This is a genomic window from Galactobacter caseinivorans, assembly GCF_003640665.1.
GTDB lineage: Bacteria > Actinomycetota > Actinomycetes > Actinomycetales > Micrococcaceae > Galactobacter > Galactobacter caseinivorans.
This window is the reverse complement of the sequence record NZ_QQXL01000001.1, coordinates 139,285-160,243: the sequence shown is the minus strand read 5'-3', so window position 1 is coordinate 160,243 and position 20,959 is coordinate 139,285. Positions and strand designations below refer to the sequence as shown.

The following is a 20,959-nucleotide window of genomic DNA, read 5'->3' as shown; positions in this document are numbered from 1 at the left end:
TTTAGCCAGAGGGGCGGGGAAACGCGACGTTGCGGCGAGGCGCACCCCGTTGGGAGCGGCCCCCACCAGCACTCGCCGTGCGCCCCTGTTCTCCCCTAGACTTTGCACGTCCGGCGGTCCCTTCACCGCCAGTGCCCGAAAAAGGGGCACGAAGCCGCGCCGATGCAGTGAACACGCTCCGGTCGGCCGAGCGAGACACATACGGATTCCCTTCCCGTCTCTCTCGTTAGGCACCTCCCATGCCCTCTGTTTCCGCGCACGTTGCGCTCACTCTTGCCTCCCACGCCAACCACGTCTTTGGCGTGATGGGCAACGGCAATGCCTATTTCCTTGACGCCCTGGTGCGTCAGACGGACGTGGGTTACACCGCGGCCCGTCACGAGGCAGGCGCCGTCTTCGCCGCCGACGCCCACTTCCGCGCCGGAGGCGGGTTGGCCATCGCGACCACCACCTACGGCGCCGGGTTCACCAACACCATCACCGCCCTGGCGGAGGCCGTGCAGGCGCGCGTCCCGCTGGTCCTGGTGGTGGGTGACGAGCCCACGTCCGGGCCGCGCCCCTGGGACGTTGACCAGATTGGGATGGCCGCCGCGGTGGGCGCGCGCACCTACACGGTGGGGCTCACGGACGCGGCAGCGACCACGGCCATCGCCGTGGAGCATGCCCTGCGCTACCAGGTGCCCACCGTCCTGGCGATCCCCTACGACGTGGCGCGGGTAGAGGCCGGCCCGGTCCCCGAGACCGCTCCGATCCGCCCGCTGCCCCCGCTGGCACCCCGGGGCGAGTTCACAGAGGCCACGCTGCAAGAGGTGGCCCAGGCCCTGGCGACCGCCGAGCGCCCCTTCCTGCTAGGCGGCCGCGGGGCTTGGCTCAGCGGCGCGGGGCAGGCGCTTGGACAGCTGGCGGACCTGACGCACGCCGTCACCGCCTCCTCTGCCCTGGGCCGCGGCCTGTTTCCGCGCAGCGAGTTTGACCTGGGGGTTGCCGGCGGCTTCGGAGCGCCCGCCGCCATGGACTTGGTCCGCACGGCGGATGTTGCTGTGGTCTTTGGCGCCTCGCTGAACCAGTTCACGATGCGCTTTGGTGAGCTCTTTGCCCCCGGCACGCGCGTGATCCAGGTGGACACGGCCGCGACGGCCACCCACCCCTACGTCGGCTCCTTCATTCGCGGCGATGCCGCCGTGGTGGCCGCAGACCTCGCGGCGCGCGTGAAGAGCCTGCAGGCGGCAGAGCACGACGCCGCTGGCGAGTTTGCGCCCGACGTTCAGGGGACCACGCCGCTGGCCACCGGCTGGCGGGAGGGCCTGGACTTTGATGCTCTGCGCCAGCACGTGGTGGAGGGCGAGTTTGCGCAGGACGGGCGCCTTGACCCGCGCGCCGTCGCCGCCCGTTTGGGTGAGCTGCTCCCCCAGGATCGGGTGGTGGTCTCTGACGGCGGGCACTTCCTTGGCTGGGCCAACATGTACTGGGACGTGAAGCGCCCGGACAACATGGTGATGGTCGGCACCGCCTACCAGACCATCGGCACCGGCTTCTCCTCCATGCCCGGCGCGGGCACCGCCCGCCCAGAGGCCACCGTGGTGCTCACGACCGGTGACGGCGGCGGGCTCATGGCGCTGGCGGACCTGGAGACGGCGGTGCGCACCTGCGCCGGCCGCGGCCTGGCCGTGGTCTGGAACGACGCCGCCTACGGCGCGGAGGTGAACCTCTACGGCGTGCTTGGCCTGGAGCGCTCCCCCATGCTCATCCCCGAGGTCTCGTTCACCGAACTGGCCGAGGCCTTTGGCGGGCGCGGCGTGCTGGTGCGCTCCCTCACCGACCTGGACGTGCTGAAGCAATGGAACGCCCAGCCGGCGGATGAGCGCCCGTTCCTGCTGCTGGACATGCGCATCTCCGACACCATCATTGCGCCGCACCAGTACGAGGTCATCGCGCAGAACCGCTAGCCCCCAGGGCCGCCGGCCACGGCGCGCCTCTCAAAAAAAACTGCCCGACGACGCGGGGTGAGCTTTCGGTGCGAAAGCTCACCCCGCGGCGTCGGGCACAGGAAGGCAACACCGGGCCGCAGGCCCGTCAGTCACCCTTCACGTTGACGATCTGGCGCAGCGTGTGGACGATCCGGACCAGGTCCTTGGCATCCTCCATCACCGTGTCGATCGGCTTGTAGGCGGCCGGGATCTCGTCCACAAACGCGTCCGTGTCGCGGTACTCGATCCCCTCCATGGCGGTGCGCAGCTGCTCCACCGTGAAGGTTTTGCGCGCCGCCGAGCGCGAGTATTCGCGCCCAGCGCCGTGCGGCGAGGAGTTCAGCGCCACCGGGTTGCCACGGCCCTGGACCACGTAGGACGCAGTGCCCATGGAACCCGGGATCAGGCCCCAATCACCCTCGCCGGCCTTGATGGCCCCCTTACGGGACACCCAGACCTGCTTGCCGAAGTGCTTCTCCGACTCGGTGAAGTTGTGGTGGCAGTTGATGCGCTCCTGCTCCTGCACTGGCGTGCCCACCCACTCGGAGACCTGCCGGATCACCCGGTCCATCATTTCCTCGCGGTTGAGCAGCGCGAAGTGCTGGGCCCAGCGCAGCTCCTTGATGTAGCGGCTGAACTCCGGCGTTCCCTCCACGAGGTACGCCAGGTCCGGATCCGGCAGATCAATCCAGTAGCGCTTAGCCACACCCGCGGCGACCTTGATGTGGGCCTGCGCAATCTTGTTGCCCACGCCGCGCGAACCGGAGTGCAGGAACAGCCAAACGGCATCCGTCTCATCGAGGGAGACCTCGATGAAGTGGTTGCCAGAGCCGAGCGTGCCGAGCTGGTGCGTCCAGTTCCCGGCGTACGAGGCGGGATCGAAACCCGCCCGCTCGGCCATTGCGGCCAATTCCTCCACACGCGGCTGCGCGGTGGCCACCACCTTGTTGTTGTACTGCCCCGCGGAGAGCGGAACGGCGCGCTCAATGGACTCGCGCAGTTCCTTCCGATCGGCCGGCAGGTCCTCGGCACGGAACTGAGTCCGCACCGCGATCATGCCGCAGCCGATGTCCACTCCCACGGCGGCCGGGATGATGGTCCCGAGTGTCGGGATCACGGATCCGACCGTGGCTCCCTTACCGAGGTGCGCATCTGGCATGAGCGCCAGGTGCGGGAAGATGAACGGCAGTTTTGAGGTGGTGATCGCCTGCTCACGGGTCTTCTCATCCAGGATGGAAGCCCAATTCATGAGCCGGCTATTGATCCTTTCCATGTCACTTTCCTTTGGTGTGATCCCCACGCGCCTCCCGCGGCGTCGGCCGACGCTGCAGGCTGTGGTGGGAGGTTGCGGCTCAAGGCCACTCCTCCCGCGGATCCTCGCCTCCCCGTCAAGGGAGGCGTAAGGAAAGGAAGAAGCCCCGAACCGTGGGTCCGGGGCTCAAAACACTGGCACCTTGGCGGTGCCGTGGATCAGCTCTGGATTCCCCTTGGGTGGCGGAAGGTGCAAGACCGGCGTAGCTCCTCGTGAGACGAGGGCGCGGCGAGGACTGGCTTGGCATGGCCAAACTGGAGTTGTCCTCGAGAGCGCTGCATGGTCCGTACTTCCGTCATCTTCGTCGCGATGCAGCGTGTGCTGATCCGACGATGGGGTGTCCCCTAGTCCAGGGCGTAAGGATCAGTGTCTCGTCAATGGCAGGCCCCTGTCAAATCAAGGGCGGGGAATCCACGGCCTTGATGCGACTCTCGGTGAGCGGTAAAGGCCTTGCGGGAGGGGCTTAACCAGACTAAACCTGCCGTAAAACAAGCATCGCGGGAGACCTGTATGGTCTCCCGCGATGCTCATTCTTGGTGGCAGATGAGGGATTCGAACCCCCGTAGGCATAACCAGCTGATTTACAGTCAGCCCCCTTTGGCCGCTCGGGTAATCTGCCGCGGCTAGCCTCCGGAGCGAACTCCGGCGACGACACAAGAGTCTACCTGGTGAGGGGCCGGTCCACGAAATCGAGGTGCGCCCCTGGCCGCGGCTGGGCGGCGCGACGTGGCGCGCCGTGGCGCCTGCGGATCGGAGAGCGCAGGGGGTGAGGTGCTACAGGGGCGGCGCAAACAAACCCCCGGCCAGGTCCGCCGTAGCTGGGTGTTCCAGGCAGGCCGCCCGGGCGGCCTCCAGCACGGCCGCCTCCGGCTCGGCGTCGCGGAAAATCACGTCCGTGCCCGCCGGGGTGAACGGCGTTCGCTCAAAGCGAGACACCGCCCACTGACCCTCCTCCTCCCAGACCACCAAGGACCACAGGCTGGGAGTAAACCTGGTCACCAAGCCGGCCCCGCGCCACTGCCAACCCTCACCGCTGGGGCGGTCCCATCCCACGATGGTGCGCAGGCGGCGTCGCCCCTTCCAGGCAACCACGTCCAGAACTGAGCCATCCGGCATCGGCAGGTAACTCAAGGTGGGTGCGCGCCGCTTGCGCCACATGGGCAACGAAGTGAGACGGATGTGCCAGGTGCCGTGCAGAAGCTGCCGGTCTGGACGTGCTGCCATGGGTACCTCAGAGGGGTTCGGGTCCGGTCAATTCAGGCCATCATGCACCGAACGCCCTAGGCTTGGGGCAAGAAGTGTTCCGCGAGTCAGTATTGAGCCAAGCAAGAGGAGTGTGACATGGCGAGCGATTCAACGTTTGACGTGGTGAGCAAGGTCGACAAGCAGGAGGTCGCCAACGCCCTGAACCAGGCCCAGAAGGAGATTGCCCAGCGCTACGACTTCAAGGGCGTGGGCGCCGAGATTGACTTCTCCGGCGAGAAGCTGCTGATCAAGGCCAACTCCGAGGAGCGCGCCAAGGCGGTGCTGGACGTGTTCGAGTCCAAGCTCGTCAAGCGCGGCATCTCCCTCAAGTCCCTGGAGATCGGTGACCCCTTTGCCTCCGGCAAGGAGTACCGCATGGACCTGGAGATCAAGGAGGGCATTGCCCAGGACGTGGCCAAGAAGATCACCAAGCTGATCCGCGACGAGGGCCCCAAGTCCGTCAAGGCCTCCATCCAGGGCGACGAGCTGCGCGTGTCCTCCAAGTCCCGCGATGACCTGCAGGAGGTCATGTCGATGCTGCGCGGCTTTGACGAGGCCGATCTGCAGTTCGTGAACCTGCGCTGACCCTGCGCGGACCCGCCCGGCTCGGGTCCGGCTCGGGTCCGCTCGGGTCCGGCACAAGTCCGGCTCAAGTCCGGCTCATCGAGGGCCGCCGCCTGCACCACCTTGAATCCGAGGGACGCAGGGGGCGGCCCTCGGTGTGTTCGGAGTGATCGGGGTGATCCGTGTGCTCGGTGTGTTCGGAGGGTCGGCGAGTCCGGCGAGTTCGGGGTGATGAGCCTGGGAGCGCGCTGCCGGACCAGGCGTCGAGCGTCCGATCAACGGGATCTGCTCGTGTTCCGTGGATTTGCTCGTGTTCCGTGGATTTGCCCTGCCCATTGGACGGAGCAAATCCATGAAAGGTGAGCAGATCCGGGAAAGGCGAGCGGATCCGGGGCGGCAGCTCGCCGGGACCAGGCAGGTTCGGGAAGGGCCAGTGCAGATCCGGGAAAGGCGAGCGGATCCAGGGCTAGAGGACCACCGGCACAAAGCGCGGGTTCTCGTAGCTGTGGTGATTGTTGGCGTCGATGATGCAGCGGTCAAAGATCAGCCGGTAGTAGGGCTTGCCCGCCTCATCGTTCAGGGCAGGGGCCAGCTGCCCGTGCTCGTTCAGCGGCGTGCTGATCCAGCGCCCGTTCCACAGCCCGCCGACGCATTCGATGTCCATGTTTTGACCCATGCCCCCATGATGCCGTGCCTGACGCGAGGCCGTGCCCAGCCTGACGACATGCGGACACATCACCAGCCAGGCGCTAGGACTCCAGCAGGGACTGGCCCAGGTATCCCCCGGCGCCGTTGAGCCCGGGCGGCACCGCGAAGAGCCCGCTGGCCGTGTGGCGCACGTACTCCTGCATGATGTCCCGCGCCGAGATGCGCTTCTGCATGGGCACGTAGTGCGTGCGTGGGTCCTTGACGTAGGCGATGAAGAACAGCCCGGCGTCCAGCCGGCCAAGACCGTCGGACCCATCCGCGTAGTTGTAGCCGCGGCGCAGCATCTGCACGCCGTTGTTCTGCTGCGGGTGGGCCAGCGAGACGTGCGAGTCCTTCTCGATCGCCAAGCCGCCCTCCGCTTTCTTGGCAAAGTCCGGCTCGGTGAACTCCTCGCCCCCGGAGAGCGGCGCGCCCACGGACTTGGTGCGCCCAATGCTGCGTTCCTGCTCCCCCAACGCCTGGCGATCCCACGTCTCGATGAACATGCGGATGCGCCGGGCCACCAGGAAGGAGCCGTTGTTCAGCCACGCCTGCTCCCCCGTGAGCCCGGTGGACCACACGTGATCCTCCAGCAGCTCTGGGTCCTCCGCCTTCAGGTTGGCCGTGCCGTCCTTGAAGCCAAAGAGGTTGCGCGGCGTGGCCTGGGCCCGGGAGGTGGCGGAGGTCCGCCCAAACCCGATCTGGCTCCACCGCACGCTGGCGCGCCCAAAGGCGATGCGGGACAGGTTGCGGACGGCGTGCACGGCCACCTGCGGATCATCCGCGCAGGCCTGCACCACGATGTCACCGCCGGAACGCGCCTTCTCCAGCATGTCCCCGGCAAAGTGCGGCAACTCGATCAGCGCCTGCGGCAACTTGGATCCCAGGCCCAAGCGATCCTTGCCCTTGGAATCCACAAACAAGCTGCGACCAAAGCCAATCGTGACGGTGAGATTAGCGGCGGTGAGACCCACCGCCTCGCCGGTGTCCATCGGCGCGGACAACAGATCGGCACCGCCCGCCCCTTGCGAACCGCCAATCGGCAGCCCCTGAGTCATGTAACCTATCGCCGAACTCCAGTCACGCAGAAGCGATTCCAAGTCCTTCAGATTCGGCTTAATCAGATCAAACGCCGCCATGTGCATCCGATCCTGCGCCGGCGTCACGATCCCAGCCTGGTGCGGACCAAACATGGAGACCACGCCGGCGGGGGCGGAACCCTGCGTCGGCTCCGGTGCCGCCCCGGCCCCGGACTCCAGGCGCGGCGCCAGCGCCACACCGGTGGCCGCGGCCCCCACGATCAGTCCGGCGCCACCGGTGCCAAGAGCGCCAAGGAGTCGACGACGCGAGGTGCCCTGGCCCGCGCGGCTGTCCGCAACGTCGTCGGGCACGTGGCCTGAACGCGCCGCGTCCGCCTCCGTCTCCGGCCGCGCCGACGCATCCGGTGACGGCGTCACCGACTCGGAGCCAGCATTCTGGGCGGGGCGGGCATCCCCTGGGTCTTGATTCATGACGTCCACTTCACTCGCGAGGGTGCGTTACTTGACCTTCACTGCCGCCTTGGTCAGCTTTGAAAGGGGCTCAGAAAGGGCATTCACCGAATCCGCCAGTTCCTTGACCTGATCCTTGGTGAGCTTGTCGTAAGAGACGTAGCCCTCGCCGTCCTTGTACTTGGCGAGCAGGGTCTGCACCGCCGTGAACTTCTCCTTCAGCTGCGCAATGAGCTCGTCGTCACCGGAGTTCTTGAGCAGCGGCTCCAGCGTCTCAAAGGCCACGCGGGCCCCATCAACGTTGGAGGCAAAGTCATAGAGATCGGTGCGGGAGTAGAACTCCTCCTCGCCCGTGACCTTGGTGGCCGCAACCTCGTCCATGAGGCCCATGGCGCCGTTGCCGATCGTGTTGACGTCGATCTTGAAGTCAGAGGAGTAGACCAGGTCGTACAGCTTCTGCGTGTCAGACATCAGCTTGTCGCCGATCTTCTTGCGCTCCGCCTCCGTCATGGCCTTGTAGCCCTTGTCCGGCCACAGATCGCGCTCAGCGCGGTGCCAGCCGGTCCACTCGGTCCCGGACTCCACATCCGGCAGGCGCAGATCCATGGCGGGATCCAGATCGCCGAAGGACTCCGCCACCGGCTCAATCCGCTCAAAGTGCGTGCGAGTCTTGGCGTAAAGCTCCTTGGCCTTGGCCTCATCGCCGGCCTTGAACGCCTTCACAAACTCCTGGGTGCCGGTCAGCAACTGCGCGGACTGGGCCTTCACGTAAGAGGTGTAGCCGGTGACGGCGTCCTTCTGCAGCTGGGCGCGGTCCGCAGAGACCTCCACCTTGGCGCCGGAATCGCTGATCTTGAAGGGCAAGCGCGTGCCAGCACCGATCATCCCGGGGACGCAGGCCACCTGATAGTCGCCGGGCTCCACCTGCATCTGCAGGTCCCGCGTCACGCCGGGGCCAATGTTCTCCAGCTCGCCCAAGATGCGCAGGCCGTCCGCGGCCAGCAGCTCAAACTCGTTGACCTTGCTGCCCGTGTTGGTGATGCGGAAGGTGACCTGGCCGCTGGGGGCCTCCGCGGCCCCCACCTTGCACTCGGTCTCCGACTCGCTGACCGTGATGACGCCGTCCGAGCTGGACGCGGCGGCGGCGCTGGTCTTGGTGTTATCCGTGCAGCCGGTCAGCAGCAACGCGGCGACGGCGACAACGCCGACAGGGGCCAGGAGGCTCTTCTTCACAGGGAATCCTTTAAGGAGTGAGGCGGCGGGTGCCGCGGGGATGAAGGTGAGGAGAAATCAGTTCGGGAAGTCAGGGGCGCCGGGGGGCGCGTGAGTCGCGGGGCGCGGAGGACAGATCTGTGGACGCACTGCCCGACGCCGCGTGGCTGGCTTGTTCTGCCGCCGCGGGTGCGGCCGTGGCTGCGGCCGCGGGTGCCGACGCGGGTGCGGCCTTTTCTGCCACCTTGGCCCGGCGCTTGGCGATGATCTGGCGGTGGCGCCAGATGCAGATGGGCAGCATCACGGCCAGGTAGAGCAGCCACGCGCCGAAGGCCAACTGGGACATGGCGGGGGTCAGCTGGAACACGGCCTTGACGATGGCCAGGCCCACCCCGGAGGGATCCGCCTGCAACGCCCATTCGGAGATGTCGAAGGCGTAGTCGTGGATGCCGGGAAGGAAGCCCGCCTCCTGCAGGTCAGTGATGGCATAGGAGAAGATGCCGGCCGCCACAAACACCAGGAAGTACGTGGTCCAGGTAAAGAACGCGGACAGGTTGAACTTCATGGCCCCGCGGTTGAGCAGCACGCCAATCACCACGGCGGTCAGGATGCCAAGGACGGCGCCGAGGGTGGAGACGGCGGTGCCGCCATTGCCCACGTCCGCGTTGGCCCACACAAAGAGCGCGGTCTCCAGGCCCTCACGGCCCACGGACACGGCGCCCAGGAAGACCAGGGCCCACCCTGCGCCGCCGGACTGCTCAGTGGCGGAGTCCACCTTGTTCTGCAATTCCTTGGCCATGTTGTGGGAGGCCTTGCCCATCCAGAAAATCATCCAGGTGACAAAGCCGACCGCCACGAGGGAGAGCCCGCCACCGATGGCCTCTTGCGCCTGGAAGGTGAGGCCGCGCGGGCCAAAGGTCAGGAGGGCGCCAAAGCCCACCGAGACCAGGATGGCGAGAATAATGCCCGCCCAGATGCGCGGCTTCAGGTGGGAGCGCCCGGTCTTGCTGAGGTAAGCCAGCAAGACGACGACCACAAGGGCCGCTTCCAGGCCCTCGCGCAGGCCAATGATGTAGTTCCCCAGCACGGTTCCGTGTCCTTTGCGCCACCGGTGTCGCCGTGAAGGTGCACCTAACGAATGAGCGAAACGCGACGTTTCGCTATCAGAGGATACGCCCGAAACGACGCGGGTCCCAGGGACGCGAAGGGCCCCAGCCCGCCGCCGGGCAGCAAAACGCCCGGGCGGCCAACGATCTAGGCCGTCCCGGGCAAGGGGATCCTCACAAAATTGTGATCGAGTTCTCAGCGAATCCGGGCCGGATCAGCCCCAGGTTCGCCCCTCCCGCTCCGCCTGCACCCGCAGGCGCTCAATGCGATCCTGCGTGGGCGGGTGGGTGCTGAAGAGCTTGGCCACCTTGCCAAATGGGCTCTGGATCATCATGTGCGCCGTGTTCTCGATGCGGGTCTGCTTGGGCAGGGGCGCCGCCTGGATCCCGTGCTCAATCTTGTACAGCGCAGAGGCCAGCGCCGCCGGGTCCCCGGTCAGCTCCGCGCCGTCCTGGTCCGCGTCATATTCTCGCGTGCGGGAGACCGCCATCTGGATCACCGAGGCCGCGACCGGGGCCAGCAGGGCAATGGCGATCATGGCCAGCGGATTGCCCGCCGGCCGGCCGTTCTCGTCCCTGCCGCCGCCAAAGAACATGAGGAACTGCGCCACGGAGGTGATGACGCCGGCCAGGGCCGCGGCCACGGAGGAGGTGAGGATGTCCCGGTTGTAGACGTGCATCAGCTCGTGGCCAAGCACACCGCGCAGCTCCCGCTCGGAGAGCAACTCCAGGATGCCCTCCGTGCAGCAGACGGCCGCGCGCTGAGGGTTGCGGCCCGTCGCGAAGGCGTTGGGGCTGCTGGTCGGGGAGACAAACAGGCGGGGCATGGGTTGTCCGGAGCGCGTGGAGAGCTCGTGCACAATCCGGTGCATGACGGGCTGCTGCTCCGGCGTGACCCCCACGGCGTTCATGGAACGAATCGCCAGCTTGTCTGAGTTCCAATAGCTATACGCCGTGGTCGCCACGCCGATCAGCGCAAAAACCCAAATAAACACTGGGCTGCGCGTGCTGGCGGCAATGAGCCCACCGATCGCCAGGAGCACGGCAAACATGCCGCCCATCAGGGCCGCCGTCTTGACGCCGTTAAAGTGTCGGTGCACCGCTCAATCCTCTCCGCCGCAGGCCCGCTGCGCATGTCCCACGTTGAGGGGTGCAGGGGCTCTTCCTTAGGAGAACGAGCCTAGTGCCTGCCATGTTCCCGGGAAGTAGCGCACCTCACGGCCCAGTTCTCACGGTGGCGAGCCTCACGGCTGGGGGTCGCGGGAGTCGTACTGCAAGAACCCGGGCTGCCAGCGCATCAACAATGCGGCACCAAGCACACAGGCCAGGCCGCCCAGCAGCAGGGTGAGACCCTCGCCCGGCGCCCCGTTGGTGGCGGAGGAGGAACCGAGCGCCACGGCCCAGGCGGTCGCGAGTCCACCGGCGATCGCGTCCCCCAACCGCGGCCCGCCCGTGACCACCACCACAAAGACTCCCTGCAGGCGCCCGCGGAGGTGATCCGGGGTGGCCGACTGCAAGATCGTGTTGCGGAACACGCTGCTGACCGTATCCGCGAGGCCGCCTACCAGCAGGAAAAGGACAGCCAGGATGACCCCCCAGACGTTCGCAGCGCCGTCGGGCCCCGGACGGCACATGAGAACCACCGCTCCGACCGCCAGGGTCGTGAGCCCCCACGCGGAGACCGCCCAGTACACCGCGCGCCCCTGGCGGACCACCCCACCCAAAGGCCCGGAGAAGATGGCGCCGAGGAACGAGCCAGCCGCGCCCGCCCCCAGGAGGAAGCCCACGGTCGCGGTCCCTCCGCCCAGCGAAAAGGCGGCGATGGCAGGCAGCAGCGCCCTGGACGCGGCCAGGATCATGGCGCAGAGGTCAATCAGGAAGGTCATGCGGACGTTGGGACGCGTGGCCAGGAACGCAAAGCCGTCGAACACGGCCTTGAACCCGGGGACGCCACGCTTCTCCGACGGCGGCATGGGCGGCAGCCGCCACACCGAGTACAGCGAGCCAAGAAACGTGACCACGTCCAGGGTGTAGGTCCACTTGAAGCCCACCGTGGCCACCAGAAAACCGCCAATCACGGGCGCCACCATCATGCCGACGGAGCCAAGGATCATGTTCAGCGCATTGGCGGACGGGAGCAGCTTGTCTCCCACCAGCGCCGGGATGATGGCCCCGCGCGTAGGCGCATTGATGCCGCCGGCCGCGGAGTGAATGGCGGTGAGGAGGTAGAGGAGCCAGACCTGCTGCAGCCCCGCCCACGCCTGCGCGCAGATGAGCACGGTGGTGAACCAGAGCACCAGAGAGGAGCACAGGGCCACCTTGCGCCGGTCAAAGGAGTCCGCGATGGCCCCGCCGTAGAGCCCGGCCACAATCAAGGGGATCAGGGCGCAGAGCCCAATCATGCCGACCGCCGCAGAGGACTGGGTCAGCTCAAAGACCTCCAGGCTGACCGCCATGAGCGTGACGGCGGTGCCGATGATGGAGAGGGCATTACCGAAGAAGATCCGCCGATACGCAGGCGAGACCTTCAGGGGCGTGATGTCGGCAAGCAATCGGGGCACCCGAGCAGTCTAGACCGGGAATGCACTGATTTACTGCATCACTACACAGCAAATGTGGATAAGTGGTGACAGGGGGCCCGGCGCCGCGAGCCGGCGCGGCCCAGAAACCTCAGCCGACGGGCGCCTGAACCCCCAACGCGATCCGCACCATGTCCTCGCGCGGGACCACCTTCACGCGCTCGCGCGCCACAGGCCCGGCCTCGGTGGCGGCGGCGCCCAGCTCGCGCTCATGCGCATCAAGGGCCTGCCAGCCCTCCCAGGTGGTGAACTCGATGCCGCGCTCGTTGAGCAGCTGAATCAACGCGTCCTCTGAGGGCTGCGTGGCCGGCTTCAGCGAGGCGTGATCATCTAGCAGGTGCCCAATGGTCTCCAGCGCGTCGCCCTTGGTGTGGCCAATCAGGCCCACCGGGCCGCGCTTGATCCAGCCGGTCGTGTAGACCCCAGGGACCACAGCGCCGTCGGCGTCCAGCACCCGGCCGCCCTGATTCGGGATCACGCCGCGCTTGGCATCAAAGCCCAGCTCCGGCACCTCGGTGCCGAAGTAGCCGATGGCGCGGTAGACGGCCTGGACCGGGTAATCCACCATCTCCCCCGTGCCCTTCACGCTGGCATCCCCCTGCAACTCCTGGCGCTCCATGCGCAGGCCAACCACCTTGCCGTCCTCCCCCAAGATCTCCACGGGAGACTGCAGGAAGTGCAGGTGCAGGCGGCGTGAGGCGCCCGTGTCCTGCTCCTCCACGATCCAGTTGGTCAGGGTGTTGACCATGGTCTTGACCTGGTTGTTGCTCTTGATGGCCTCATCGCTGGCGGCGTCAAACTCGAAGTCCTCCGGGTACAGGACAATGTCCACGTCCTTGGAGTGGGAGAGCTCGCGCAGTTCCAGCGGCGTGAATTTGATCTGCGCGGGGCCGCGGCGCCCAAAGACGTGCACATCCGTGACGGGCGAGGACTTGAGGCCCTGGTACACGTTGTCCGGGATCTCCGTCACCAGCAGGTCATCCGCGTGCTTGGACAGCACACGAGCCACGTCCAGGGCCACGTTGCCGTTGCCGATGACCGCGATCTCCTTGGCGTTCAGCGGCCAGGTGCGCGGCACGTCCGGGTGCCCGTCATACCAAGACACCACGTCGGAGGCGCCAAAGGAGCCCTCCAGCTCCTCGCCCGGGATGTTCAGCGCGGCGTCGTCGTTGGCGCCGGTGGCAAAGATGACCGCGTCGTAGAGATCGCGGATGTCAGACAGGAGCAGGTCGCGGCCGTAGGTCACGTCGCCGATGAAGCGGATGTCCCCGCGATCCAGGACCTTGTGCAGCGCCTTCACGATCCCCTTGATGCGCGGGTGATCCGGGGCCACGCCGTAGCGGATGAGTCCGTACGGCGCAGGGTGCTGGTCGAACAGGTCAATGCTGACCTCAAACTCCCGCTCGGCCTTGGTCAGAATGTCCGCCGCATACACGCCGGCCGGGCCGGCTCCGATGATCGCAACACGCAGGGGACGGTTCTCAAGGGGGGACGGCACGGGGATCCTTCCGACAAATCCGGGGGCCTCTGAGGTGGGCACACGCGCGGCGCGGGTGCACAGGCCAGCCACAATCCTAAGCGGGCCGCCTGAAAGATGCCTTGAGAGGTGACATGCGCCACGAACGCGAGTGCACGACGGCGGGCGGCGGGGACGGCGGACGGCGGACGGGGGCGGGGGACGGCGGCGGGCGGCGGGGACGACGGACGGCGGCGGGCGGCGGCGGACGACGGGGACGGCGGCGACGGCGGACGGGGACCCCCGCCGAGGATTTGCTCGTGTTCTATGGATTTGCTCGTGTTCGGTGGATTTGCTCGCCCCAATGGACGGAGCAGATCCATGAAAGGCGAGCAGATCCACGAAACATGAGCAGATCCGGGTTTCCTCGCGCACCCCGCCGCCTACCCCGCCACGCGCCGTCGAGCACACCGCGCCACCCACCGCGCCGCCCGCCCACCGCGCCGCCAACCCCCGCCCTCCCGCCGGCGGGGCGTCACGGATGTGACAAGCGCAGGCACGAGTGGTCTGCTAGGGATCGTGACCGTGTCCACTCCTCCCGCACCCAATCACCACAAGATCGGCTTCATCGCCGGCGTTTCCGCCTACGTGATGTGGGGCTTCCTGCCGCTGTACTTCAAGACAATCGAGTCTGCCAGCGCCGTGGAGGTGGTGGCGGATCGGGTCATCTTCTCCCTGCTCCTGTGCGCCATCTTGCTCACCGTGATGCGTTCCTGGCGCTCCTTCTGGACGGTCTTCACCAACCCGCGCCTGACCTTCACGCTGGCCGCCGCGTCGATCCTGATCGCGGGCAACTGGCTCACCTACACCTTTGCCGTGCTCTCCGGGCATACGGCGGAGGCCTCCCTGGGGTACTTCATCAACCCGTTGGTCTCCACGGTGCTTGGCGTGATGGTGTTGCGCGAGCGGCTCTCGCGCCTGCAGTGGGTGGCCATGGGGATCGGCTTGCTGGCGGTGGCCGTCTTGTCCGTGGCCTACGGTCAGGTGCCCTGGATCAGCCTCATCCTGGCGTTCTCCTTTGGCACGTACGGCCTGGTCAAGAACCGCGTGGGACGCAGCGTTGGCGCCCTGGAGGGGCTCACCGCGGAGACCGCCTGGCTCACCCCCATCGCCGCGGTGGTCATGGGCATCATGGCCGGGCAGGGCACGCTGACGCTCTTCCAGCAGGGCGCCGGCCACTTCTGGCTCATGGCCGCCTCCGGCGTCGCCACGGCCCTGCCGCTCCTGGCCTTTGCCGCCGCGGCCGCCAGGCTGCCGCTCACCACCATCGCGATGCTGCAATACATTGCCCCGCTGCTGCTGTTCATCATCGCCGTGTTTGTGTTCCACGAGCCCATGCCACCGCAGCGCTGGGCCGGTTTCTGCCTGGTCTGGGTGGCCGTGGTGGTGCTGATCATCGACGCCCTGCACCAGCAGCGGCGCAGGTCCCATCCGGCCATCTGAGTCGCTCACCACGGCGGTCGCCGCTGGCCCCCGAGTGGCCCTACGATTGGGGTATGGCCGAGCCGTTTACGCAGTCTTTCCGTTCCCTGATCCCCAGCTACTTTGACCAACCCTGGCAGCCCGAGGACGGGCTCACCCGCGAGGAGCTGCAAGAGGCCCTGCGCGAGTCCGGGGTTCAGATCCCCACCGCCCTGGAGGACCTTTACCTGGCCGTTGGCGCGGTGGAGGACCTCATGGAGGCCTACTACTTTGTCTGGGACCCGGACGAGCTGGAGGTGGAGGATGGCTACCTCCTCTTCATGGAGGACGAGGACGAGGCGTACACCTGGGGCATCCCGGTGGACTCCCTCAACGTGCCGGATCCGCTGATTGCGCGCCGCCCCAACGCCAAGGGCGGCTGGGTTCCCATGGACGCCACCGTGAGCGAATACTTCATGGACTACTTCGCGTGGGTCTTCGAGGAGGTCCTCCCTGCGCTTGGCACCGTGGACGCCACCGGCGATGTGGACCCGGATGTGGTCGCCAGGGACGGTTCCGAGAAGTGAACACCGCGGCCCTCTTCACCAGCCACGCGCCGCGCGATTACGCGTGCCCGTTTTGTGAGCTGGTGCAGGGGGCCGTCCCCTTCTCCGCGGACAATCTCTGCGTGCCCACCGACCTGGTGTACCGCGACGAGTTGGTCTCCGTCCTCATTGCCTGCGACGGATTTGGCGATCATGAGGGTCACGCCATGGTGATTCCCTCCGCGCACTTTGAGGCGCTCTACGACCTGCCCGACGCCGTGAACGCGGCCATCGCGGTCATGTCGCGTCGGGTGGCGCTTGCCATGAAGGCGGCGTGGGCGCCGCAGGGAACCAGCGTGCGCCAGCACAACGAACCGGCGGGCAATCAGCATGTGTGGCACTATCACCTGCACGTGTTCCCGCGGTGGGATGACGACGCGCTGTACCGGCAGATGCGCCACCGGGTTCCGGTGGACGTGCGCCGGGCCAAGGCGGCAGAACTGGGCGCGGCCCTGGCGGGCGTGCTGACGGCCGAGGGCCTCAGCAGCGCCGACGTGGTGGCGCCGCCGGCTTAGCCCTCGCGGGTCACGACGGCGTCCGCGAAGGACACCAGGGCTTCCTTGACGGTGCCCTCCGGAAGCGGGGCCAGCACCTGGACAGCATCCCGCGACCACTGCAGGGCCACCTCCCACGCGCGCTGCGTGGCGGGCTGGGCGGCCAAGGCAAGCACTGCCGCGGCCAGCGCCTCGTCGCTGCTGAGGTCCGCGTCGATCTGCTCCACCACGCGCGCCGCCTGAGCGTCTCCCGCGGCGGCATCCTGGCGCAACAACAGCACGGGCAGGGTGGGGACGCGCTCTCGCAGATCCGTCCCCGCCACCTTGCCGGACTTCTTGGAGGCTCCGGTCACATCCAGCACATCATCCGCGAGCTGGAAGGCGATGCCCACCTTCTCGCCGTACTCCGTGAGGATCTGCTGCGTGGCCTGGTCTGCCTCGCCAAAGAGCGTGCCGTACTCGCCCGCGGCCGCGATCAACGACGCCGTCTTGTCGCTCATGACCTGCAGGTAGTGCTCCACGGCGTCCTCGCTCTCGCGGGGACCAACAAACTCGTGGAGCTGACCCAAGCACAGGCGCTCAAAGGTGCGGGCCTGCAACGCCACGGCGCGCGGGCCAAGCTCCGCGCCAAGGACGGAGGCCCTGGCGAGGATGAGGTCTCCGGTGAGGATGGCCACGGAGTTGCCCCAGACCTGCTGGGCCGTGGGGGCGCCGCGGCGCAGCGGGGCGTCGTCCATCACGTCGTCGTGGTACAGCGTGGCCAGGTGCGTCATCTCCACGATCGTGGCGGCCTGGATCACGCGGTCGTTGACGCCGGTGCCCAGCAGGGAGGCCAGGATGACCAGCAGCGGGCGCACGCGCTTGCCGCCGGCCTCCGCGAGGTGACGGGAGGCGCGGTCAATGACCGGATCGGAGTTCGCAATCGCGTCCAGCAGGCGCTTTTCCACCTTGGCCATCCCGGACATCACGGCAGGACCAAACGCGGCGTCCTCCGCCACGGCACGGAAGCCCGCGGGCAACTGGATGGTGGCGGCCAGCGCCTGGGTGGTGGGGTCGAAGTTGATCGACTCCGAGACACCATGGCCGGCGGACGTCCAGGACGATTCACTCACGTTGCTCGGTCCTACTTCGTTGTCGAGGTCCGCGCCGGCCCGGAAAGGCCGCGCGTGGGGGCGGGGGAACGATTGGAAGCCGGAGGGAAGAGCCCCTCCAGCACGTGCATCACTCTATCGTCAAAGCCCGGGCTGTCCTGGGCGGTGAGGTTCGCCATGGCCTTGACCACAAAGCGCATCAGCGGCGGAACCTGCATGCCGGTGGAGAGCGCCAAGGACATGACCTTGGGGTTGCCGATCAGGCGGGCAAAGACCTTGCCGAGCGTGAAGTGGGAGCCCCAGGCCTGCCGGACGATGTCCGGGTAGGTGGCCAGCAGGGCGTCCTGCGCGGCCCTGCTGGTGCCCCGCGTGCCAGCGGAGGCCACGATGATGAGCTCCGCGGCGTAACGTGCGGCCTCCATGGCGTAGCTGATCCCCTCACCGTTGAACGGGGAGACCATGCCGCCGGAGTCCCCGAGCAGCAGCACGCCGGGCAGGTAGTGCGGGGTGCGGTTGAAGCCCATGGGGAGGGCGGCGCCCTTGATGCCGCCCACCTGATGCTCCGCATCAAAGGTGCGGGAGGCGTCCATGCCGCCGGTCCAGCTGGAGAGCACCTTGCGGTAATCCAGCTTGCCGAAGTGCTTGGAGGAGTTCAGGATGCCGAGCCCCACATTGCAGGTGCCATCCCCCACGCCAAAGACCCAGCCATAGCCCGGCAGCGGCTTGCCCTGGGCGTCGGGGAGCTCAAGCCAGCCCTCCATCCAGTCCATGTTGTGTTCCGGGGAGGTGTAATAGGTGCGATACGCCACGCCGAGCGGGCGGTCGTCGCGCTTGGGCAGCCCCAGGCTCAGTGCGGTGCGGGTGGAGTTGCCATCACACGCCAGCACCAGGTCACCGTGCACGTCCACGGACTCGCCGGTGCGCCGCCCGGCCGCGTCCAGGATCTGGGCGCGCAGCCCCGTCACCCGCCCGGAGTCATCGCGCAGCGCCTCCGTGACTGAGTGGCCCTCAAGGATGGTGGCGCCGGCGGCGCGGGCCAGCATGGCCAGTTCCTCGTCAAAGCCAAGGCGCGTGCGCACCAGCCCGTACCCGGGAAACTCGGAGAGCTCCGCGAAGGGGAAGTCCACGCGCTTGCCCTTGGCCACCAACCGCAGCCCCTGCTGACGGCGCCAGCCGTCCTCCTCGCGGTGCTCCAGCCCCACGAGTTGCATCTCCTTGACGGCGCGCGGCGTCAGGCCGTCACCGCAGACCTTCTCGCGGGGGTAGTGCGTCTTCTCCAGGACCACCACGTCCAGGCCGGCGCGGGCCAGGTAGGTGGCTGCCGTTGAACCGGCCGGGCCGCCGCCGGCGATGATGATGCGCATGCTTGAGGGATCTTCCGCTGGAGTTAGGCGCCGGCCGGCGTGGCCTTGAACGCGCGGTGCACGGCCACGACGCCGCCGGTGAGGTTGCGATACTTGACGCCCTCCCAGCCTGCCGCGGTGATGCGGTGGGCCAGCGCGTCCTGCGCGGGCCAGGCCTGGATGGATTCGGCCAGGTAGACGTAGGCGTCCGAGTTGGAGGAGACCTTGGTGGCCACCCACGGGAGCGCCCGCATGAGGTACTCCTTGTACACGGTGCGGAACGGGCCGAAGGTGGGATCGGAGAACTCGGCAATGACCAGGCGGCCGCCGGGCTTGGTCACGCGCAGCATCTCTCGCATGGCCTTGTCCGGGTCCTGCACATTGCGCAGACCAAAGCTGATGGTCGCCGCGTCAAAGGTGTTGTCCTCGAACGGCAAATTCATGGCGTCGCCCTGAACAAAGTTAATGTCCGGGCGGCGGCGGCGCCCCACCTCCAGCATCCCCTCGGAGAAATCACACGCCACCACGTCCACGCCTGCATCCGCGTACGGCTCGGAGGAGGTGCCGGTGCCCGCGGCGAGGTCAAGGACCTTCTGCCCGGGGACGGCGTCCACCGCGTCCACCACCACGCGCCGCCAATGGCGGGTCTGGCCCAGGGCCAACACGTCGTTCGTCAGATCGTAGCGACGGGCCACCCCGTCGAACATCCGCTGGACCTCTTCGGGCTGCTTCTGCAGCGTTGCGCGACTCACCTAGACAGTGTCCCCCGCCAACACCCAGATACGGAAACTGGGCCCACCGCCGGGTGGTGCACCTCACGCGCGCGGACGTGCCCGCGCCCGCGCAGTCCTGACGCCCGGCGCGGGTAGACTCGAGCGGCCATGATCTCCATCCCACAGGGCCCCGCACTCCGGGTGCTGACCGCGCCCCGCGCCCTTGCCGGTTCCGCCCCCTTCCTGGCTGAGCTGGCAGGTGACTCCACCCTGGTGTGGGCCCACCACGAGCGCGGCATGCTCGGCTTTGGGGAGGCGACCCGCGCCCTTGCCAGCGGCCCCACCCGCTTTGCGTCACTCTCTGCCTGGTTCAGCGAGCTGGCGCAGAACGCCCAGGTCACAGACGTCGTCGGGCAGCCGGGAACCGGCCTGAGCGCCTTTGCCTCCTTTGGTTTTTCACGCGCGTCCTCCTTTGACTCGCGCCTGGTGGTTCCGGAGATCCAGCTGGGGCGCAACGCCGACGGCGCGTGGATCACCTGGGCCACCGCGGATCCCGCCGTTCAGCTGAGCGCAGAGGGCGCGGAGGCCCGGCTGGCTGAGCTCGTGGCCGACTCCGTGGAGAGTCACGGGGCGCGGGCCACGGCGGTACGGCCCGGACGCATCACAGAGGAGGGTTTTCAGGCCTCGGTGCACGCCGGGGTGGCGCGCATTCGCGCCGGCGAGGTGGAGAAGATTGTGCTGGCCCGCGACGCGGTGGTCCAGCTGGACGGACCCACCCCGGTGGCGGACACCCTCCGCGAGCTCTCCGTGCGATACGTGGACTGCTGGACCTACGGCGTGGACGGCCTGATCGGCGCCACCCCGGAGATGCTGATTCAGGTGCTGGACGGCACGGCCCGCGCGCGCGTCCTTGCGGGCACGCTTGACCGGGCCGCCGGGGCCACGGCGGGCGACGACGCTGCCACGGCGTCCTTGGTAGCGGACGCCAAGCAGCGCAGGGAGCACCAGTTCGCGATCGACTCCTTCACGGAGGCCCTTGGACCGTTGGTCTCCTCCCTGGAGGCGCCGAACGAGCCCTTTGTTTTGCAGCTGCCCAACGTGTGGCACCTTGCCTCCGACGTCCGCGCCTGCCTGGCCCCGCGCCCGGACGGCGGGACCCCCGGCGCGTTGGACCTGTTGGAGATTGTGCACCCCACCGCCGCGGTCTGCGGCACCCCGCGCACCCGCGCCGGGGAGATCATCCGCGAGCTGGAGGCCGTGGATCGCGGCGCCTACGCGGGGCCAGTGGGGTGGGTGGACGCCGCGGGCAACGGCGAGTTTGGCATCGCCCTGCGCGGGGGCATGGTTGAGCGTGGCCCGGACGGCGCGGATGCGGTCCGGCTATGGGCCGGGTGCGGGATCGTGGCCGACTCAGAGGCCCCGGCGGAATTGGCAGAGACCTGGGCCAAGATGCGGCCCATGCTGCAGGCGCTCGGCGCGCCCTGAGCGCGGCAGTCGGCGGCCCGACGGCGGTGCGACGGCGGTGCGGTTTCCGTTCTGTGACGCCTCCTTGTCAACTTTGCGTGGGCCTGTGACATGAGCCACAGCATGGCGGTTAGACTGGGGCATCACTCAGCCTGTGCCGAAAGAGGAAT

General features: G+C 67.7%; 18 protein-coding genes and 1 tRNA gene. 6 read left to right on the top strand and 13 right to left on the bottom strand.

What is annotated here, in order from left to right; translation table 11 throughout:
* Positions 1-239 precede the first annotated feature (239 nt).
* Positions 240-1,946, top strand: coding sequence for a thiamine pyrophosphate-binding protein (locus DWQ67_RS00750; protein ID WP_121483678.1), 1,707 nt, complete (start codon positions 240-242; stop codon positions 1,944-1,946).
* Between the two features lie 127 nt (positions 1,947-2,073).
* On the opposite strand, the gene DWQ67_RS00745 is transcribed toward DWQ67_RS00750, so the two are convergent.
* The 3 genes from DWQ67_RS00745 to DWQ67_RS00735 all read right to left on the bottom strand — a co-directional run bounded on the left by DWQ67_RS00745 (position 2,074) and on the right by DWQ67_RS00735 (position 4,503).
* Complete coding sequence (locus DWQ67_RS00745; protein ID WP_121483677.1) at positions 2,074-3,240, bottom strand: RtcB family protein; 1,167 nt, start codon at positions 3,238-3,240, stop codon at positions 2,074-2,076.
* 573 nt (positions 3,241-3,813) lie between these two features.
* Positions 3,814-3,898, bottom strand: a tRNA-Tyr gene (locus DWQ67_RS00740).
* Positions 3,899-4,053: 155 nt separating this feature from the next.
* Positions 4,054-4,503: a hypothetical protein gene (locus DWQ67_RS00735; protein WP_121483676.1), complete on the bottom strand. Its 450-nt coding sequence runs from the start codon at positions 4,501-4,503 to the stop codon at positions 4,054-4,056.
* A 117-nt stretch (positions 4,504-4,620) separates the two neighbouring features.
* Between DWQ67_RS00735 and DWQ67_RS00730 the strand changes: the two genes are divergently transcribed.
* Positions 4,621-5,109, top strand: a complete 489-nt coding sequence (locus DWQ67_RS00730; protein WP_121483675.1) for a YajQ family cyclic di-GMP-binding protein — start codon at positions 4,621-4,623, stop codon at positions 5,107-5,109.
* A 445-nt stretch (positions 5,110-5,554) separates the two neighbouring features.
* On the opposite strand, the gene DWQ67_RS00725 is transcribed toward DWQ67_RS00730, so the two are convergent.
* From DWQ67_RS00725 to DWQ67_RS00695, 7 genes are all read right to left on the bottom strand, one after another.
* On the bottom strand, positions 5,555-5,764 hold the full coding sequence (locus DWQ67_RS00725; RefSeq protein ID WP_147433574.1) for a hypothetical protein: 210 nt from the start codon (positions 5,762-5,764) through the stop codon (positions 5,555-5,557).
* Between the two features lie 73 nt (positions 5,765-5,837).
* Positions 5,838-7,286 carry an iron uptake transporter deferrochelatase/peroxidase subunit gene (gene efeB, locus DWQ67_RS00720; RefSeq protein WP_121483673.1) on the bottom strand — a complete coding sequence of 483 codons (1,449 nt, stop codon included), beginning with the start codon at positions 7,284-7,286 and terminating at the stop codon, positions 5,838-5,840.
* A 27-nt stretch (positions 7,287-7,313) separates the two neighbouring features.
* A complete protein-coding gene (efeO, locus tag DWQ67_RS00715) occupies positions 7,314-8,498 on the bottom strand; it encodes an iron uptake system protein EfeO (protein ID WP_121483672.1) in 1,185 nt (394 codons plus the stop codon).
* Between the two features lie 70 nt (positions 8,499-8,568).
* Entirely contained in the window at positions 8,569-9,564 is a 996-nt protein-coding gene (gene efeU, locus DWQ67_RS00710) for an iron uptake transporter permease EfeU (RefSeq protein ID WP_121483671.1), read from the bottom strand.
* 234 nt (positions 9,565-9,798) lie between these two features.
* On the bottom strand, positions 9,799-10,683 hold the full coding sequence (gene htpX / locus DWQ67_RS00705; RefSeq protein WP_121483670.1) for a zinc metalloprotease HtpX: 885 nt from the start codon (positions 10,681-10,683) through the stop codon (positions 9,799-9,801).
* A 144-nt stretch (positions 10,684-10,827) separates the two neighbouring features.
* Positions 10,828-12,144, bottom strand: coding sequence for an MFS transporter (locus DWQ67_RS00700; protein ID WP_121483669.1), 1,317 nt, complete (start codon positions 12,142-12,144; stop codon positions 10,828-10,830).
* Between the two features lie 109 nt (positions 12,145-12,253).
* Positions 12,254-13,660: an FAD-dependent oxidoreductase gene (locus DWQ67_RS00695; protein WP_233555853.1), complete on the bottom strand. Its 1,407-nt coding sequence runs from the start codon at positions 13,658-13,660 to the stop codon at positions 12,254-12,256.
* Between the two features lie 543 nt (positions 13,661-14,203).
* Between DWQ67_RS00695 and rarD the strand changes: the two genes are divergently transcribed.
* The 3 genes from rarD (at position 14,204) to DWQ67_RS00680 (ending at position 16,199) form a co-directional block, all read left to right on the top strand.
* The gene (gene rarD / locus DWQ67_RS00690) at positions 14,204-15,121 is read left to right on the top strand and encodes an EamA family transporter RarD (RefSeq protein WP_233555852.1); all 918 of its coding nucleotides are present in this window, start codon (positions 14,204-14,206) and stop codon (positions 15,119-15,121) included.
* Between the two features lie 53 nt (positions 15,122-15,174).
* A complete protein-coding gene (locus DWQ67_RS00685; RefSeq protein ID WP_233555851.1) occupies positions 15,175-15,666 on the top strand; it encodes a hypothetical protein in 492 nt (163 codons plus the stop codon).
* Between the two features lie 101 nt (positions 15,667-15,767).
* On the top strand, positions 15,768-16,199 hold the full coding sequence (locus DWQ67_RS00680; protein WP_325049599.1) for an HIT family protein: 432 nt from the start codon (positions 15,768-15,770) through the stop codon (positions 16,197-16,199).
* On the opposite strand, the gene DWQ67_RS00675 is transcribed toward DWQ67_RS00680, so the two are convergent.
* From DWQ67_RS00675 to DWQ67_RS00665, 3 genes are read right to left on the bottom strand one after another with little or no spacing between them, the layout of a single operon-like run.
* A complete protein-coding gene (locus tag DWQ67_RS00675) occupies positions 16,196-17,290 on the bottom strand; it encodes a polyprenyl synthetase family protein (protein WP_121483667.1) in 1,095 nt (364 codons plus the stop codon). The genes DWQ67_RS00680 and DWQ67_RS00675 overlap by 4 nt on opposite strands.
* 11 nt (positions 17,291-17,301) lie before the next feature.
* A complete protein-coding gene (locus DWQ67_RS00670) occupies positions 17,302-18,633 on the bottom strand; it encodes a geranylgeranyl reductase family protein (RefSeq protein ID WP_121483666.1) in 1,332 nt (443 codons plus the stop codon).
* A 23-nt stretch (positions 18,634-18,656) separates the two neighbouring features.
* On the bottom strand, positions 18,657-19,364 hold the full coding sequence (locus DWQ67_RS00665) for a demethylmenaquinone methyltransferase (RefSeq protein WP_121483665.1): 708 nt from the start codon (positions 19,362-19,364) through the stop codon (positions 18,657-18,659).
* A 129-nt stretch (positions 19,365-19,493) separates the two neighbouring features.
* On the opposite strand from DWQ67_RS00665, the gene DWQ67_RS00660 reads away from it, so the two are divergent.
* Positions 19,494-20,810, top strand: coding sequence for an isochorismate synthase (locus tag DWQ67_RS00660; RefSeq protein WP_121483664.1), 1,317 nt, complete (start codon positions 19,494-19,496; stop codon positions 20,808-20,810).
* The last annotated feature ends 149 nt before the right edge of the window (positions 20,811-20,959 follow it).

Excerpts from the sequence above, each read along its gene's own strand:
- DWQ67_RS00750 (WP_121483678.1), top strand. The coding sequence starts at position 240 with ATGCCCTCTGTTTCCGCGCACGTTGCGCTCACTCTTGCCTCCCACGCC.
- DWQ67_RS00745 (WP_121483677.1), bottom strand. The coding sequence starts at position 3,240 with ATGGAAAGGATCAATAGCCGGCTCATGAATTGGGCTTCCATCCTGGAT.
- DWQ67_RS00735 (WP_121483676.1), bottom strand. The coding sequence starts at position 4,503 with ATGGCAGCACGTCCAGACCGGCAGCTTCTGCACGGCACCTGGCACATC.
- DWQ67_RS00730 (WP_121483675.1), top strand. The coding sequence starts at position 4,621 with ATGGCGAGCGATTCAACGTTTGACGTGGTGAGCAAGGTCGACAAGCAG.
- DWQ67_RS00725 (WP_147433574.1), bottom strand. The coding sequence starts at position 5,764 with ATGGGTCAAAACATGGACATCGAATGCGTCGGCGGGCTGTGGAACGGG.
- efeB (WP_121483673.1), bottom strand. The coding sequence starts at position 7,286 with ATGAATCAAGACCCAGGGGATGCCCGCCCCGCCCAGAATGCTGGCTCC.
- DWQ67_RS00685 (WP_233555851.1), top strand. The coding sequence starts at position 15,175 with ATGGCCGAGCCGTTTACGCAGTCTTTCCGTTCCCTGATCCCCAGCTAC.
- DWQ67_RS00670 (WP_121483666.1), bottom strand. The coding sequence starts at position 18,633 with ATGCGCATCATCATCGCCGGCGGCGGCCCGGCCGGTTCAACGGCAGCC.
- DWQ67_RS00660 (WP_121483664.1), top strand. The coding sequence starts at position 19,494 with ATGATCTCCATCCCACAGGGCCCCGCACTCCGGGTGCTGACCGCGCCC.